Genomic DNA, 16,099 nt, shown 5'->3' with positions numbered 1-16,099 from the left:
TACCCCTTAGTATAAATAAAGTTATACTATGCTATGACCTTTACTATAAAACTCATTTAATGTGTTTTCAACCACTTCAGCTTTAGTTTTTTGTGCTTCCGGGTCAAAGAAGTTTGCAGATTCTATATTACCTTTTTCATTAATTTTTAATGAAAAACGTGCATAACGATCTTTATCTTCAAAAGAAATTTTAAATTTCTCTCCAAGGTATTTTTGTAACACTAACTCTGGATCACTAATAAAAATTACATTGCGCAATTCCGCTTGTTTTGCGGTAGCTGCTCTTAAATTTTTATCATTAGCATTTCCATTTAGGATATAAACATATTCATCTGCAGAAGAACTTCTAAGGCGTGAATTTTCTTCATTATATTTACATATATATTTTGAAGCGCCGATTGCTTCACCGGTACAACCTGCAAGAATTGAATGTTTTAAATAAGCTTCCGACAAGGTGTTTACTTCATTTGGAGGAGTTATTCCAGGTTGAATAAAAAGGATTTTATCTCTTAATTCATTTAAATTAATGGTTATAGCTTCAATTGAATTGCCAATTTTTACAGCCTCTAATTTAACATTTGGAAGAGGTTTATTAATAAATTCAGGGGTAGATTTATCTAGAGATTTTCTAAGCATAATTCACTCTCCTTAATATAATTAAAAAATACTTTAATAGAGTATTAAAAATACTCTATTAAAGTATTGATCTGTTTATCTTTATCGTCAATAAAAATTAAATCACGAATAAAATTAATGTACTTAACTAATATGGAAATTATTACAATTTAAGCCTGTAATTATGTATAGACATTATTATAATAAACTAGAAATACATAGTAGATTTCTTGTCTTTCAAAAATCTCTAGCCAAATGGAGATATATTATGGTATAATTTAAAACTATGGGTATTTATATACCTAACTTTTAGGAGTGTTTAATTAAACTCATATGACCGACCGATCGAGTGATACCTCATTAGATATAGAAACAATCAAAAACCATTCAAAAAATAAAAAACCTTCTTCTACAGGTTTTTGGGCAAAATTATTTGGCTTAGAAACACAGGAAGACGATGAAGATGAAAATTTTGAAGATAAAATCATAGAAATAATCAAAGACCATGATGCTACTAATAAACTATCGGGTATTGAGGGTAGAGTATTATTACATAATATACTTGAATTTGGAGCTCTTACTGCAAGTGATGTTATGATACCTCGTTCTGATATCGTTGCGCTTAGTGTAGATAGCAATAAAGATGACATTATTAAATCTTTTATTAAACATAATCATTCAAGAATGCCAATTTTTGAAAAAGATTTAGATAATGTTATTGGTTTTGTTCATATAAAAGATCTTTTAACCCTATTTCTCACAGATGAAAGTAATTTCAATTTAAAAAAGATTATTAGAGAAATAATATTTGTAGTACCTACTATGAATATAATTGATCTACTTGTAAAAATGCGTAGTGCGCGTGTTCACATGGCTCTCGTACTTGATGAATATGGTGGAATTGACGGACTTATAACTATTGATGATTTACTTGAACAAATTGTTGGTAATATCGAAGAAGACCATGATATTAAAAAGCCAGAAATAGTTAAAGTATCTGAAAAAGTTTTTGAAGCAAGTGCCCGTATTTCAATTGAAAAACTCGAAGAAGTTTTAGATAGAAATATTTTTGACGGTGACGAAGAGGATTGTGAAACTTTGGCAGGTTTAATATTTGTGCTCGCAGGACATGTTCCTTCTAAAGGTGAAATTATAAATCATCCATTAGGTATAAAATTTGAAATTTTAGATGCAGATCCAAGAAATGTAAAAACTGCACGTATTATTTTACCAGCTTAAATTATTATCGCTGAGATTGATTAATATTTTCTCTGTTAAGTGTAGGGTTTAATTCATGAATTGCATTACCTAATGCTTCTTTCATAATTAATTCCAATATTTCTGGTGGAAATTTGTCTAACATTTGTTCATAGAAATTTTTACATGCAGTCGATAAGCTTTCCAAATTCATAGCGAGTAACTTAAGTTCAATGACTGATTCAGCATTGTTACATATCTTGACCAATTGATCAGGGGTATAATAATTAAGCATTAGTTTATTAGAAAATATGTTGATTGCACCTTCTACTCCAATTTCTTTTATTACAGAAAAGAAAGCCTCGTCATTTTTAAAATTTTTTCTTATTTGATATAATTTTTTACTTTTTTCAATTATATTAGCCTTTAACTTTTCATATGAATTTTCTTTAGGCTTACTTGCATTTTTTTTAGATAATGATTTTAAAGTTTTATTTTCTGTTTTACTTAATTGAATGGTATGTAAATCATTATTGTTATTATGATTTATGATAAGAGAGCTCTTTGAAAGGGTTTCCCTAAATATCAGTGGTTGATTTTTAAAAAGCTCTGCTTTTAAATGATAATTGGTTTCAAGTGATAAAACTAAAGCTGTTAAGTTTTCATCTCTGTAATTTAATAAGGAATTTCTAATTACTTCTAAATCACCTTGATAAGCACTAGAAACGCCAGGCCCGGAGGTTGAATTTACTTTATCGTATAAATCCCTTAATTCTGCTATGAAAACCTTTCTATCTTCTTCCCTGGCAAAATTAGGATAAGCTAATAACATTACACCATCATTAAGTGAATGTTTTATAAATAATTTTTTTACTTTTGACATATAAATACATTAAAAAATTAACTAATTATAATTATCTCATAGAATTTATTAACGAACAAATAATAAAAATGCTTATATTGTTAATTTTTTATAAGATGCTATTATTTAATGCTTTTATTTTTACTAAATTTTACTTCTACTTAAATGTATGTATGGAGAATTTGGATAATCTTTATAATATTTACCATTAACGCTAAAAGGCTCATATAAAAATTTGTTTATTATGTCTTTTAACGTATCTTCTAATTTTTCAAATAATTCTTCAGTTATCTCAAAACTTTTTTCGTCCATATCTTCACTAGTTTGATTAAACTTAAGATATTTACATTCAATTTTATCATTTTTAGAATTTAATTTAAGCGAACCGATAATACCCTTTTTTACAATTAAAGATATTACAGCAAGCTGTAACACTTGAAATTCTTTAATAGATTTTTCACTTGGTAAAGCACCAGTTTTAAAATCAATAACAATTACTTGATCATTTTTAACAATAATTATATCAGCGCGTGCTGTTATAATAAAATCATTAAGAGTAATTTGCCCTGTAATTTCACTTGAAACACTTCTACTTGAATTAATTGCTTCGTAAAAATAATCATAAATCCAAGAAAAGTTTTTATTAATTTTAGGTTCGTAAATCGAAAGAGAGACTTCATCCAACATTCGTTTGCCAAATGAATTTACTAGTTTTAAAAAATGCTCTTTTCCAGCTATTTTACTGAAGTTTTTGACTAAATATTCAACCATTGCATGAACATATATGCCGAAGTCCTGACGAGTAGTTTCTTTTATTAATTTACCTAGTGGTTTAAGTTTAAGAATATTTTCTGCATAAACAGTGTAAGGGTCTTTAATATACATTTCTAATTTTGTAACAGAAAGCTTCTTAGGGCGAGATGCAATTGGTGGATTAAAATCTTCAGGAGTACTTAATTCTACTACATCTTTTATTTGTTCTTTATTGTAATTAATTAAATTTATATCATGTTTAAGGCTAATTAAATGAATCCATCTTAATCTTGTTGTTATACCTTCACTATTTTGAAGACTTCTAGTTAAAAGGACTGTTGGAGAATTTATAAGCTGGTAAAAGAGAGTTGCAACTTTTGTAATTTCATGATCATTCAAGCTTAAACCTAAAATTTTCCTAATATGGGAATTCACAAGCCTAGAATTAATATCTGGTATCCAATTTTCCTCGTTACAAGAAGATAAAATAACCATATCTGCAGAAACTAATTTAGCTTCATTAATAGACATAATTCTAATGTTTTTATTAGCTTCGCTATTATAAAGTTTTTTATCGACAAATAGATTATAGAAAATATTTACATAATCTTTTGGATTTACTCTGAAGTGATAGTTATCGAATATATTAACAATGTTAGTTATCGTGTCTTTTATTTCTTTTATATCTTCACTTATAATATCAATATTTTCAAATTTACTTATAAGTTCGAGGTGTAAATCAATAATATTTCTAAAATTACTATTTTTACTAATATTTTTAAGAGGAGAAAATAATTCATTTAATAGAGTTGCAAATTTAACATGGGATTCTTTTCCAACTTCATGTGCAGAATAAAGTAAATCTTCAAATGAGTTAATTCTAAAATTGCCTCTTAAAACTTCGCTTTCAAATAGATATACCTCACTTAAATAATCTTCAAAGTCTAAAGTAGTAAAGCCTGATTTTAAAATGGAAAGTAAATTTATAATATCAAATTCATTAGAAATTATTGTGGCAAAATTAAGTAAATATAAAAAATAATCGTGCTGAGTAAATGGAATGCCCTCGGTTACATCAGGGTTTAAGCCTTTTATTTTAAGCTTAGTTACTAAATATGTTTGAAGCAATTTATCACCACAAATTATAGCAATTTTTTTATCCTTGTTTTTAATGACTTCCTGAACGATAAAATTTGCTTCTTCTCTCACATTTGCAAGTTCGGTATACGAAATATGTGGTCTATTAATCTTTTTTGTTATAATAAAATTTTCAATACTTAACTTATTTTCTGAAATAAAATTATAAATATTATAAAAAGGTGCGAAAGGTTTTAAATTATCCTCCCAATTATTTACTTCTTCTTCGTCAAAGGGAAGAATTAACATATGCTTTTTTGAAAGAGCTGCGTATTTTAAAATAGGTTCAAGGGGTTTATATTCTATTGAGAATCCTGCAAAGATAATAGGGTGTTTAGAATTCTCTAAACGTTTCTTAAGTTCTTCTATTTGTAACTCAATGAAGTCAGGGTAATTATATTTATTTCTTCCCTTTAGGTCTTCTCTCCATATTTTAAGGATAAATTCTAAAATGTTTTTTGAATTTTGAGCATGAAGTGCAAGCTCACTTGCTTCAATTTTATTAAGTTCTTCTACAGTTACATTGCTAATAAAACAGTCATTAAGTAATTTATCATAAAGGTCGTATAACTCAAATCCTTCACGAAAGTTAACGTTAAAATGCTTAGAATATTTTTCTGCAAAAATTAATTGTTGTTCTGCTCTGTCAGGTAGTTTGTGCTCGCTAACTAATCTATCATATAAGCCAAATGCATCCAAAATCGGTAATATTTTTGGTAATTTATATTTATCACTTTGTTTTAAAAATTCTTCTTCAAAAAACCTTGCTATTCTTCGGCTTGGCACAAGAATTATAATATGTTTGAAATCATTATTTTCTATCTTCAAACGAGTTTTGCACCCTTCAATTACTGAAGGTATAAAATTATTTTGTGGCGTGATAAAAAATAATGACATATATTCTATTAAAACTAAGCGTAAGCTAATGCATGAAAATTATCAGTTTTAAAACTAAAGTTTTTGTTTATTTTAGTCAAATCTTATTAATCTCCTGGATTTTAGGTTTCCTATGGTTTGTTGGCCAAGTCAAAAATCGCACAGAACATATGCATATACCTAAAAAAGTCGATGCAGTAATTATAATTACTGGAGGTAAGGGAAGAATTGAGGAAGGTATTAAACTTTTTGAAGAGAAAGAAGCAAAAAGAATGCTTATTTCAGGAGTTGGTAAGGCTGTAGATTTTAAGAGTTTGGAAAAACAAGTCACAACTAAAGCGCGTAAAACTATTAATAATTCTAAAGATAAAATTACTTTAAGTGAAATGGCAACAAGCACAAGGCTTAATGCAGTTGAAGCTGACATTTGGCTTGAATATCATAACTTAAAAAGCTATATACTAGTCACATCTGATTATCACGCTGTTAGAAGTAAGTTTTTATTTAATAAAATAGTTGATAAGAAAATGTATATGTATGCTATCAATGCAAGTAATTTTAAGATAGATAAATGGTGGGATTTTCCAGGTACATTTGAGCTTATTTTTACTGAATATAATAAATTTATTTTTACAGTACTTTTTAGTTTTATAGGCATTTTGGACTTATTATGATTTACATACGTTCTTTAATTTTTAATATATTTTATATTACCTGGACATTTTTCATCGCCGCTCTTCTTTCGCCATTGCTCATTAATGTTCGCTCAGCAATGATGGTAGGAATTATTTGGGCAAAAGTAATTGAAATAGGTTTAAGAGTTATTTGCGGAATTAAGCATAAAATTATTAATAAAGAAAATGCTATAAGAGAAAATGTGATTTATGCCTGCAAACATGAATCAGCATGGGAAACAATAATGTTCTTTCTTCTTGCCCATAAACCTGCTTATGTACTCAAAAGGGAATTAGTAAGAATACCTGTTTTTGGATGGTATTTTATCGGCATGAAAATGATATTTATTGACCGTAAGGCAGGGGTCAGTGCTCTTAAAAAATTGATTAAGGAAAGCAAAGAAGCTTTAATTAATAATAGGCAAATTGTAATTTTTCCAGAAGGAACACGCATTAAACATGGTGAGAAAGGAAAAATTCAAGTTGGAACCTATGTGTTATATAAAGAGACTGGAGCAAAAGTTGTACCAGTTGCTCTTAATTCTGGTAAATTCTGGGGTAAAAATAGCTTTTTAAAATTCCCTGGAACTATTACGGTTAAATTTCATGACCCCTTACCTGAAGGTTTATCAAGAGAAGAGTTTGAACTACTATTAAATGAAAAAATAAACCTTTAAGTCTTGTTAATTGATTAAAACTGTATTATCCTTCTGTTAACTTATTTAATGGAGGTTAGTATGGATTTAATGAATGTAAGTATAGAGTTTAAAAGAGATGTTGATGAGTTTTTTAAATCACTTGAACAAGCGCTTAATAATCCTCAAGATGACTTTGATGTTAATTCAAATACAGAAGTTATAATATTAAATAAGCTAAGTCTTATCTTTGAAAAATATTCTAAAAAAACTACTAATTATCTTGAAAATAATTTTGCTGTATTTACCCCGGGTAATTCAAATTATTTAAATAATAAACTTAATACCTTTTTATTTGAAGCACGCAAAAATAATATAAAAATTAAAACTAAATTTCCTAAAGTTAGCAATTATTTAAAATTTCTAAACTTACGCTTTGATTTTAACTCAGACGAAATAAAAATTGCTCTCGACACATTTTCTAGTGCGTTTGCTTCTGAAGCTTTTAAAAATGATGAAGAAAGTTTTAGAAAGGTACTCGCAAGCTCTATTATACAGTTTATTAATAATTCTGGTATAAATAAAGATGAAATATTTGGAAGAGAATTAGAGGCTGATGAAGAAATTACAGCAATCACAAATTTGCTACAAAATGACCCTCATTTACAAAATATTATTAATGAAGCTACAAAGGATGCTTCGAACAATAAAAATTATATGATTGCTTTTAAAATGATCGCGCTAACATTGCTTAGCGTGTGTATTGGTGCAATTATTTATAATAAATTATCTAAAAATAATTTTGCCGATCTTACCACTAATTTCTTTAAAAAAGAATATGCTAAAACCTTTAGCTTAGGAATAGCGGGCATTGCCACAAATATTCTTTTTTCTAAATTTAAAAATAGTGAAGAAGAATTTCAGAAGAAAATAAATGTATTTAAATATACTTATAATAAGCTTTTTACAGATTATTTTAAAAGTTTAAAAGAAGGTAGAGAACATCAAGAAGCAGATAGAAATCCTATTATTAACCAGCAGCTTCAACAAGAACTTGATAAAATTAAATTTAACTTCATAGAGCAAGGAAGAAAATTAGAGGAAGTTACTAATAAATTACAAGAATTTGAGAGAGAAAAATTAGAAAAAGCTACTGCTAATTTACAAAAGCAAAAGAAAAATTTGGATGAAAGTGCCAATTATCTTATTCAGAAATGGTTAAATACTGATCAAACTCAAGAAGTTAATGCGATTGTATCAGCTCTTAAGCCTTATTATGAGAAAAAAAATACAGGTGAGAAACTTACATCAGAAGAAGAATTTAATATATATAAAGCTAATAATTTCAGAAAGAGCCTTAAAAATAGTACTCGAGAAACTATTAAATATGATCAAAGTGTCCAAGATTGGGAAGAAAAAGGGAATTTTAGAAAGAAATTTAATGAATTCAATGAATCTGTAAAAGGTGTTTGTAAAGAAATAGAATATTCAAAGTAAATTTATAATGAAAAAGGGGGTAAGTTTTAAAAATAAATTTCTCTCCTTTTTCGTTCGTAAAAAATAAAAAATCCTAACCTATTGATTTTATAGGTGAAGAAAATTCTAAGCACCCACTTACCAGAAATTTTTCCATATGTTATATTGTTTATTACTTAAGTTTTTAAGTAATACTTTTTACTTAACTTAAATAAAATGGCTTTGGCCAAGCTTAGCTTTAATCCAATTATACTTAAAATTGAAAAGGTTTCTCCTGTTGATTTTCACAAATCAGCGCCAATTAAAGTTTTGTTTGGCCAAAAGATTTAAATTTGAATTAAGTAAATATAATACAGATAAAATTTAAGTATTTTAAGTATAAATTGGATTTAAAAATCAGTTATTTAAAACTTTCAGGGACGTTAGTTTAAAATATCTGATTATATTAATTATTTCTTTTGATTTGTCCATAGGCATAAACCCATGAGTTTTGCCTATGGAATTCTATTGGCTTAAAGCTTGTTTATAATTTTACTTTAGTTCAGTGTTTACTTGTTTTTTAAAAGCAGATGTAAAGTGTAAAAAATAGAAAAGTGGCCTAATGATTAGACCGCTTTTAAATCTATTTATGAATAGCAAAACTTTTTTCTGATTCTTCGAATTTATTTCTTAATGAATCTGGATCATGAGGTTTAGTTATATTCTTTGCTTTTTGTTTTATAGCATTAAATAAACCAATAACTTCTTGTAAGTGAATTTCACCAGCCCCTGTCATTACTTTTTCAGACATAGCAGCTAAAAATGAATTGGCGTCTAAATCTAAAATTGTAATTACGTCTGAATAATCAAAAATACTTTTTATGTCATTAATTGGAATATTCTTTTGTTTAGATATTTCACTTTTAATTTGTTTATAGATTTCAAACATCACGATAAAGGCAGGAGATCTACCAAAACCATACTTACCAGTTACCGCTAATCCTTGTGAATATGAAGAATTAGGAGAAAGTTCTTTTAAGTTATTATCAGTAAGTTCAACAAGCTCCAATAAACTTTCAATAGTATTTTGGTTAACTTTAAACCTATCTTCAAGAGTTTTATACTTTTCTCCGTCTTCCCAATGTTGATAAATTAATTGACGACATTCGTAAGATTGAGTTTCATTATTTATGCGTAAATATTTAATTAAAACCTTTTCATCATTTTTTAAGTTGTGATTTTCTTCTTTAAAACAAGTTACAGAAACATTTTGTTCAAGGTTTAACGTTTGGTTTAAATTAAGAAAATGAAGGTTAAGTGGATAATCTTTTCTATAAGCAATATTGTCATTCTTAGTTGATACATTTACTAAAACTCTCATATTAGTTTTAACTATCATGTTATAAAAATGCTCAGTTTTATATGGAGATTCATAAACTATATATGGCTGATCACTTCCTTGATAATTATTACCTTCAAATTTAAAAAAATTTGCTCCCCAAAATTTTTCATCGTTAGTAGGGTAAAGTGTTTCATGATTACACCTTTCCCATCCTCTTAATCTCCAATCTTCAAATTTATCTCCACAACCTGCCATTAGATCTAATGGCGTTAAGGGGGCGAGTTAAAGGGCCTTTTTGACCTTTTGGGCAATGTACAACTAAAGAGGATGATTCATTACTTTGTAAAAATTTAAAACGGTCAGAAGATTAAAATTTATTATTGAACATAAAACATATAAATTAATAAGCAAGGTTTTGCTTAAATAAATGCAAATCTTTCAAATGCTTACTTATAAAAATTTTATATTTTTATTATTTTTTTATAAGTAAATTTATTTGCTAAGGTCAGTTTTAGGAGGATTAGAACCAAATATTGCTCTAAAGCAAGCACGAGCTGCAACATTTAATATTACACCACCTAAGAATCCAGCGGCAATACGCACGGCTGATTCTTCTGATGTTCTTCTTAAATGAGGTTTGCCATCTTCAAGAATTGCGAGAGTTGCTCCTAATATAGGTAAGGTAAAGTGTTTTACAGCGAAAACACAAGCGCTGAAGAATGTATTAATAAAGAAGCTCGTAATTACGCCGCCAAATGCTCCAACTATAGTAGAGCCAATTATAGCAGGTATTTTTCCGGTATTTTTATCAAGGTTAAAAGCGTCAGTTAATTTATCACCAAGGTAGTTTGCGCCAAGTAATGTTAAAAGAGCTCCAGTTAATGCTCCAACATCATATCTTATAACTCTCATAATATTATTTCCATTGCATTATTAATTTATCATAATTTAGCATGGACTAAAGTAATGAATCAATAATTAATTTGAAATACATTAAATGTATATGGATGGGAAATTTTTGAATATATATAAAAAGACTAAGCGACTTTCTTTCTGTATGATTCAATTCTGTTAATCATTTCCTGTTTGAAATGCCTAATTAAACCTTGAACTGGCCATGCTGCAGCATCCCCAAGTGCACAAATTGTATGACCTTCGATTTGTTTACTTACATCCAGTAAATGATCAATTTCATCAATAGTTGCATTACCTTCTACCATACGCATCATGACGCGCCACATCCATCCAGTTCCTTCACGGCATGGCGTACATTGGCCACATGATTCATGCATATAAAATTTACTTAATCTTGCGATAGCGTAGATAATATCAGTTGATTTATCCATAACGATTACAGCAGCAGTTCCAAGGCCGCTTTGCACTGCTCTTAAACTATCGAAATCCATGAGGACTTCATCGCAAATTGATTTTGGTAAAAGTGGAACAGAGGAGCCACCTGGAATTATTGCAAGTAAATTATCCCAGCCACCACGAACGCCACCTGCATGTTTTTCAATTAATTCTTTTAATGGAATTCCCATTTCTTCTTCAACATTACATGGCTTGTTTACATGTCCTGAAATGCAGAAAATTTTTGTTCCGGTATTATTTGGTCTACCGATGCCAGCAAACCAATCAGCGCCGCGACGTAAAATTGTTGGAACTACAGCAATCGATTCCACGTTATTAATTGTAGTTGGGCAACCATATAAACCGACTCCAGCTGGGAAGGGAGGTTTAAGCCTTGGTTGACCTTTATTACCTTCTAGACTTTCAAGTAGAGCTGTTTCTTCACCGCAAATATAAGCACCAGCGCCGCGATGTAAGTAAATATCTAAATCCCAACCAGAACCACACGCGTTTTTACCAATTAACCCTGCTTTATAAGCTTCATCAATTGCATGTTGAAGGTGTTTAGCTTCATTATAATATTCTCCGCGAATATAAATGTAACAAGCATGTGCACGAATTGCAAAGCTACCAATTAAGCAACCTTCTAAAAGCATGTGTGGATCAAAGCGAATAATTTCACGATCTTTACATGTACCAGGTTCACTTTCATCAGCATTTACAACTAAATATGAAGGCTTAGCATGAGATTTTGGCATGAATGACCATTTCATACCTGTTGAAAACCCTGCGCCACCACGCCCACGAAGTCCAGATTTTTTAACTTCTTCAATGATATTATCTTGTCCTTTAGCGAGTAATTCTTTTGTATTACTCCAAATGCCTCTTTTTTTAGCACCTTCTAAAGTCCAGTCATCTTGACCATATAAGTTTTTAAAAATTCTGTCTTCATCTTTAAGCATATGATTTATATCCAAAATTCTGATCTAATTAGCTATTAATACAATAAAATACCTAAATTAACAATAGGTTAAATTAATTAATAGTCAAAAAAGAAAATTTTGATTATAAAAAAAGCAAAAATAAATTTTCTTTAAAATTCAGATGATTATCACTTCACAAGGTCAGTACAGCTTGTAAATAATTTAAATTCATGATTAAATTAAAGAATAGTTAATATTTTAATGTTTGTTTATTATGTCAAAAGAAAATGAAGGAAAGCTTGAGGAATTTGTTCGTAGAAGCCAACAAGAGCAAATCGAGAAAGAGAAGAAAGAATTAAATGATAGAAAAAGAGTCAATAGTGATAGTTTAGACTCTTCACTTTCTTCAATGATAAAAAATAAAAATATTGCTTCACAATTTGAGTTCTTAGAAAGTGGTAAAAAAGAGGCAGGAAAATCCTTAGGATATATTGCAAAAGAAGAAGATACAAATAATACTTTCATGATAAAAGCTTTTATAAAAAGCGATGAGAACTGTCTTAGTAGCGAAGATTATATAAATCGAAGAGATGGAGTTAACGAGTTTATTACAGGTTCATTATATGAATTATTACTTAATAATCGTGTACCTAAAATTGCTTTAGTCTTACCAAATAAAAACAATAATTTTTTACTATATCTTCGTTCAAAATTTTTAAATAACGTAACCGAGCTTAGTATTTTTAGTGGTACTACAGGTACGCATATTAACCCTAAAAATCCTAAATTAAGATTGTTAACTGGATTTGAAAAAGCTGCGGCAGCTTGTCATATATTGGGAGATGGTGATTATCATGCAGGTAACTTATTGGTACAAACTGACCATAATGAAGAAGGGCAAGAAATATATGTAGTTACTAAAATTGATCATGGTAGAAGTCTAATGGTGTTTCATAAGGATTTTGATGCATTCATAACTACTATTTACAATAGTTTTACTAGCAAGAAATATTTGGATGCAATAGAAGTAGGTAATCTGTCTTTTGATGTAGAGAAATATTTAATTGCATTAAAACAAATGCTCAAGCAAATTGATAATGAGAAAATTAGTCTTATACTTAATAAAAAAATAAGTGAGCTTCAGAAAGCAGGATTTGACTTTAAAAACCTAGATGCTAATTTTAGGTTTGAATCAAAATTTATAGTAAGTGAACCTACTAAATCAAATAAATCTAAGATCGAACGATCGCAATTTCAGTCTCAGAAAATCATTGTTAAAGATTTAGGTTATTTAGTAAATGTATATGAACAACTTCTAATAACTAGCTTAAAAAGTATCGAGCAAATTACTAAAGATATAGAAGTTATTAGTAAGTTTAGTAATGTAAAACCAGAATTTAAAAAAGGTGGTTGGATTAAAGAGTTTTATAATTCAACGTATAGAGACCCTATAATATTTGCTGCAAATAATGATATTTTAATAGAAGGGATGAATCCTTTAGAATGGGCGCTTAATAATAAAAGAAAAGTAATTAGCATAGAAATTAAACAGCAGGAAAAAGATATAACTAGAAAAATAAAGGTTAAAAATAGTAAATCCTGGAAAGAAGAAAATATTAAAAGCAAAGAATTAATTCTTGAAAGAAAAGAAGATGATATAAAATATGACCCTATGACTTTAATTTTAGTACACAAAAAAAATAATATACCTTTATCTTACGAAGAAATTAGATTTCTAAAAAATCATTTAAAAGAATATTCACATCTCTTAAAAAAGTATGAAATAAATCTTGAACAAATAGAGAAAACTACTAAAAGAAGTACTAAACTTATTTCTAAGTCTAAAGTAAATAATTTTGCTGAGGTAACAGAAAAAAATAAAGTTGAAGGTCAAAGAATAACTGTTAATAGTAATTCGTCTGTTAAAACCTCGACAAAAGAAATTAATAAACGTCAAAAAATTGATACAGAAAAGCAGACTGCTAAACCCAAAATAAAAGATATTAAGGTTTTACTTGAAGATAAAATTACAATTAAAAAAGGACCTTTTGTCGCTAAATCAGCTGTAATACAAGAAGCGATAAGAGGAATTCAAGTTTTAACTCAAAAGCATTTGAAAGATAATAAATTAGATTTTTTTGAGAAAAGAGCATTTAAAAATTACTTAACAACATGCGCTGAGGCTATAGGAATTAAATATAAAGAATTAAAAGAATTACATAATAATTATGTTAAAGAAATTAAAACCGAAGGATTAGTTCAGCAAAGTAATAATAGTAAAACAAGATAGATAAATGAAAAAGTAATGTAACAACAAGCTAAGATATTATGAACTTTCCCAGCTTGCTGTTATGTATAAATTATTATTTATTATTTATTAATAAATTCGCTGTTAATTAATTTTTGCTTTTTGTTTTTAGGTTCTTCATTAAGATCATAATTTTCTCTAAATCTTTTAGAAGTATTAGGATTATTATATTCTGTAAATTGAAGTGGTAAATTTTTAGGTTGATTAGAAGGTAGGGTATCTTCAGAATTGCCAACTACTGTGCCTGAATTATTTTTTATTTGCCTTGTATTTTTATCAAATATTAAAGATAAAAATGGAGAGTGTAATCTTCTTTTTGTTAAATTAATTGATTGAACAGGAGAATTATCGCCATTCGAGGTTTGACTTAAAGTGTCTTCAATTTCCATTGGATTAGCAGAAAGGTTACTTTTTTCTTGCGTTTCTTGAGCTAAAGATTGTTGTTTAGAATTGCTAATATCTGTAATAACTTTTTTCATTGCCGCGTCAAGCTTCTCACAAATTTTATTAAGAGCGTTAAGCCAGTTTTCATCTGACCAAAAATAATTTGGGAAGAGGTTTAATAATTTTTTACTATATTCTTGATCAGAATTTCTAATAATTAATTCTATTAATGAATCATTATCTTTCTTATTTTTTGGACCTCCTCTAAGACTTAATGGGGAACCTAATAAATAACTTTTAAAACCTTCTAAAATGTGGTTTTTAGAGAAATTTGAGTCTGAATATTTAAATATTAAACTATAAAATTCTAACCCACTTTTTTTATCAGCTATAAATTGTAAAATTGAAATAGCTGTATATTTTAATTCTTTTATAGGCAAAGTATATTTTTCTAAGTTAGCTAAATATTTAGAGAGGATACATGCGTATTCATAATTTGTTGATGCAACTTCAAAAATAGGCTGCATTAATTCTTCAAATAACTTAAAATTATCTTTAATTAAGTTTGAAAATAAATTGCCATTATCTTTAATTTTTTCAAAAATTAATTTGAGTTTAGTGCTAAAATCTAATTTATTAAAAAAATCCAAAACTTTTTTATTATTAGAAGGATTAAGGCAGTAAGCAAGTAAGGTTTTTAAATGTGGATTTATGGCTTTTTGATTATTTGTATTCTTGTGAATTTTAAATAAAAGTTCTTTAAGAGTGCTTATTTGATCATCGCTCAAATCCTGTGACATGTAATTATCAATGTCTTTATAAATAGAATTTCTCATATCATAAGTGTTATAAGATTTTTTCTTTTTTGATTTATTTGAATTATTATCTTTTGAGTTTATCATCGATTCACCAAGCAATTCAACAGCCTTTTCTTCTAATGAATTAAATTTAATAGAAGATAATATTCTACTAAATAAATTTAATTCTACTTCTTCCCAATTTAGTATTTGAGTTGAATGACTCGTTGACGGTGTTACTATGTTTGGAAAAGCCCTTTCATTGTTTAATTGATTATCTAAACTTAAAGTAGTTTGTAAACTTTTCGCTTGGTCAATAGTTTTTTTATTATTTTTAGTGTTGGATGGGATGAGGTCAGATATTTTAAATTTAAAATAATTTTTACTAAATTCAGGCTTGTTAGATTTTGACATTTAAATTCCTTAAATATATTAATATAAAATATTCATTAAAATTAAGTTAAAGAATAGTTAACACAATGAATTAAGTCAATTAAATATTAATATAATTTTAGTAAAATTTAAGCTATTGGTTTAGAAAGAATTTATTAATTAAAATATTTACTGATAAAGGATGTTTTTCTTATTATTTACATATTATGACAAGCGATATGGGTAAAGTGGACGAAGCATTAAAAAATACTTTAGTTTTTGTAAGTATGCTTTCCACAAATTATTGAAGTAAAATTTTACCTATAAATAATAAGAGAAATTTTTAAAATAGTTTAAGTTTTTTGGATTTCATTTTTTTTGCATAAGGTTATTATAATTTTTTAATAGTAAAGTTACGT

General features: G+C 27.7%; 12 protein-coding genes. 5 read left to right on the top strand and 7 right to left on the bottom strand.

Annotation, left to right across the window (positions count from 1 at the left end; translation table 11 throughout):
- Positions 1 to 21: 21 nt before the first annotated feature.
- Positions 22 to 636, bottom strand: coding sequence for a hypothetical protein (locus J0H68_03975; GenBank protein MBN8827844.1), 615 nt, complete (start codon positions 634 to 636; stop codon positions 22 to 24).
- 312 nt (positions 637 to 948) lie between these two features.
- On the opposite strand from J0H68_03975, the gene J0H68_03970 reads away from it, so the two are divergent.
- Positions 949 to 1,854, top strand: coding sequence for an HlyC/CorC family transporter (locus J0H68_03970; GenBank protein ID MBN8827843.1), 906 nt, complete (start codon positions 949 to 951; stop codon positions 1,852 to 1,854).
- A 4-nt stretch (positions 1,855 to 1,858) separates the two neighbouring features.
- Here the strand turns inward: J0H68_03970 and J0H68_03965 are convergent, their stop codons facing one another.
- A complete protein-coding gene (locus tag J0H68_03965) occupies positions 1,859 to 2,695 on the bottom strand; it encodes a hypothetical protein (GenBank protein ID MBN8827842.1) in 837 nt (278 codons plus the stop codon).
- 123 nt (positions 2,696 to 2,818) lie between these two features.
- Positions 2,819 to 5,461, bottom strand: a complete 2,643-nt coding sequence (locus J0H68_03960) for a PD-(D/E)XK nuclease family protein (protein ID MBN8827841.1) — start codon at positions 5,459 to 5,461, stop codon at positions 2,819 to 2,821.
- A 32-nt stretch (positions 5,462 to 5,493) separates the two neighbouring features.
- Between J0H68_03960 and J0H68_03955 the strand changes: the two genes are divergently transcribed.
- Genes J0H68_03955 through J0H68_03945 form a run of 3 tightly spaced genes read left to right on the top strand, consistent with a single transcriptional unit; the run spans position 5,494 to position 8,246 of the window.
- Entirely contained in the window at positions 5,494 to 6,114 is a 621-nt protein-coding gene (locus J0H68_03955; protein MBN8827840.1) for a YdcF family protein, read from the top strand.
- Positions 6,111 to 6,791 (top strand): 1-acyl-sn-glycerol-3-phosphate acyltransferase, encoded by a 681-nt coding sequence (locus tag J0H68_03950; GenBank protein MBN8827839.1) that lies wholly within the window; start codon positions 6,111 to 6,113, stop codon positions 6,789 to 6,791. The genes J0H68_03955 and J0H68_03950 overlap by 4 nt, the downstream gene beginning before the upstream one ends.
- Positions 6,792 to 6,851: 60 nt before the next feature.
- On the top strand, positions 6,852 to 8,246 hold the full coding sequence (locus J0H68_03945; GenBank protein ID MBN8827838.1) for a hypothetical protein: 1,395 nt from the start codon (positions 6,852 to 6,854) through the stop codon (positions 8,244 to 8,246).
- A 601-nt stretch (positions 8,247 to 8,847) separates the two neighbouring features.
- Here J0H68_03945 and J0H68_03940 read toward each other — a convergent pair.
- From J0H68_03940 to nuoF, 3 genes are all read right to left on the bottom strand, one after another.
- Positions 8,848 to 9,801: a hypothetical protein gene (locus J0H68_03940; protein MBN8827837.1), complete on the bottom strand. Its 954-nt coding sequence runs from the start codon at positions 9,799 to 9,801 to the stop codon at positions 8,848 to 8,850.
- A 237-nt stretch (positions 9,802 to 10,038) separates the two neighbouring features.
- A complete protein-coding gene (locus J0H68_03935) occupies positions 10,039 to 10,458 on the bottom strand; it encodes a hypothetical protein (protein MBN8827836.1) in 420 nt (139 codons plus the stop codon).
- A gap of 125 nt (positions 10,459 to 10,583) precedes the next feature.
- The gene (nuoF, locus tag J0H68_03930) at positions 10,584 to 11,858 is read right to left on the bottom strand and encodes an NADH-quinone oxidoreductase subunit NuoF (GenBank protein MBN8827835.1); all 1,275 of its coding nucleotides are present in this window, start codon (positions 11,856 to 11,858) and stop codon (positions 10,584 to 10,586) included.
- Positions 11,859 to 12,093: 235 nt separating this feature from the next.
- On the opposite strand from nuoF, the gene J0H68_03925 reads away from it, so the two are divergent.
- Positions 12,094 to 14,109, top strand: a complete 2,016-nt coding sequence (locus J0H68_03925) for a hypothetical protein (protein ID MBN8827834.1) — start codon at positions 12,094 to 12,096, stop codon at positions 14,107 to 14,109.
- A gap of 80 nt (positions 14,110 to 14,189) precedes the next feature.
- On the opposite strand, the gene J0H68_03920 is transcribed toward J0H68_03925, so the two are convergent.
- Positions 14,190 to 15,722, bottom strand: a complete 1,533-nt coding sequence (locus J0H68_03920) for a hypothetical protein (protein ID MBN8827833.1) — start codon at positions 15,720 to 15,722, stop codon at positions 14,190 to 14,192.
- Positions 15,723 to 16,099: the final 377 nt, after the last annotated feature.

The sequence above is a fragment of the Sphingobacteriia bacterium genome, from assembly GCA_017304685.1.
Classification (GTDB): domain Bacteria; phylum Pseudomonadota; class Alphaproteobacteria; order Rickettsiales; family 33-17; genus JAFKLR01.
Note: the sequence above shows the minus strand (reverse complement) of the source record. Positions and strands in the feature narration are given on the sequence as shown.

Excerpts from the sequence above, each read along its gene's own strand:
- J0H68_03975 (MBN8827844.1), bottom strand. The coding sequence starts at position 636 with ATGCTTAGAAAATCTCTAGATAAATCTACCCCTGAATTTATTAATAAA.
- J0H68_03970 (MBN8827843.1), top strand. The coding sequence starts at position 949 with ATGACCGACCGATCGAGTGATACCTCATTAGATATAGAAACAATCAAA.
- J0H68_03965 (MBN8827842.1), bottom strand. The coding sequence starts at position 2,695 with ATGTCAAAAGTAAAAAAATTATTTATAAAACATTCACTTAATGATGGT.
- J0H68_03960 (MBN8827841.1), bottom strand. The coding sequence starts at position 5,461 with ATGTCATTATTTTTTATCACGCCACAAAATAATTTTATACCTTCAGTA.
- J0H68_03955 (MBN8827840.1), top strand. The coding sequence starts at position 5,494 with ATGAAAATTATCAGTTTTAAAACTAAAGTTTTTGTTTATTTTAGTCAA.
- J0H68_03950 (MBN8827839.1), top strand. The coding sequence starts at position 6,111 with ATGATTTACATACGTTCTTTAATTTTTAATATATTTTATATTACCTGG.
- J0H68_03945 (MBN8827838.1), top strand. The coding sequence starts at position 6,852 with ATGGATTTAATGAATGTAAGTATAGAGTTTAAAAGAGATGTTGATGAG.
- J0H68_03940 (MBN8827837.1), bottom strand. The coding sequence starts at position 9,801 with ATGGCAGGTTGTGGAGATAAATTTGAAGATTGGAGATTAAGAGGATGG.
- J0H68_03935 (MBN8827836.1), bottom strand. The coding sequence starts at position 10,458 with ATGAGAGTTATAAGATATGATGTTGGAGCATTAACTGGAGCTCTTTTA.
- nuoF (MBN8827835.1), bottom strand. The coding sequence starts at position 11,858 with ATGCTTAAAGATGAAGACAGAATTTTTAAAAACTTATATGGTCAAGAT.
- J0H68_03925 (MBN8827834.1), top strand. The coding sequence starts at position 12,094 with ATGTCAAAAGAAAATGAAGGAAAGCTTGAGGAATTTGTTCGTAGAAGC.
- J0H68_03920 (MBN8827833.1), bottom strand. The coding sequence starts at position 15,722 with ATGTCAAAATCTAACAAGCCTGAATTTAGTAAAAATTATTTTAAATTT.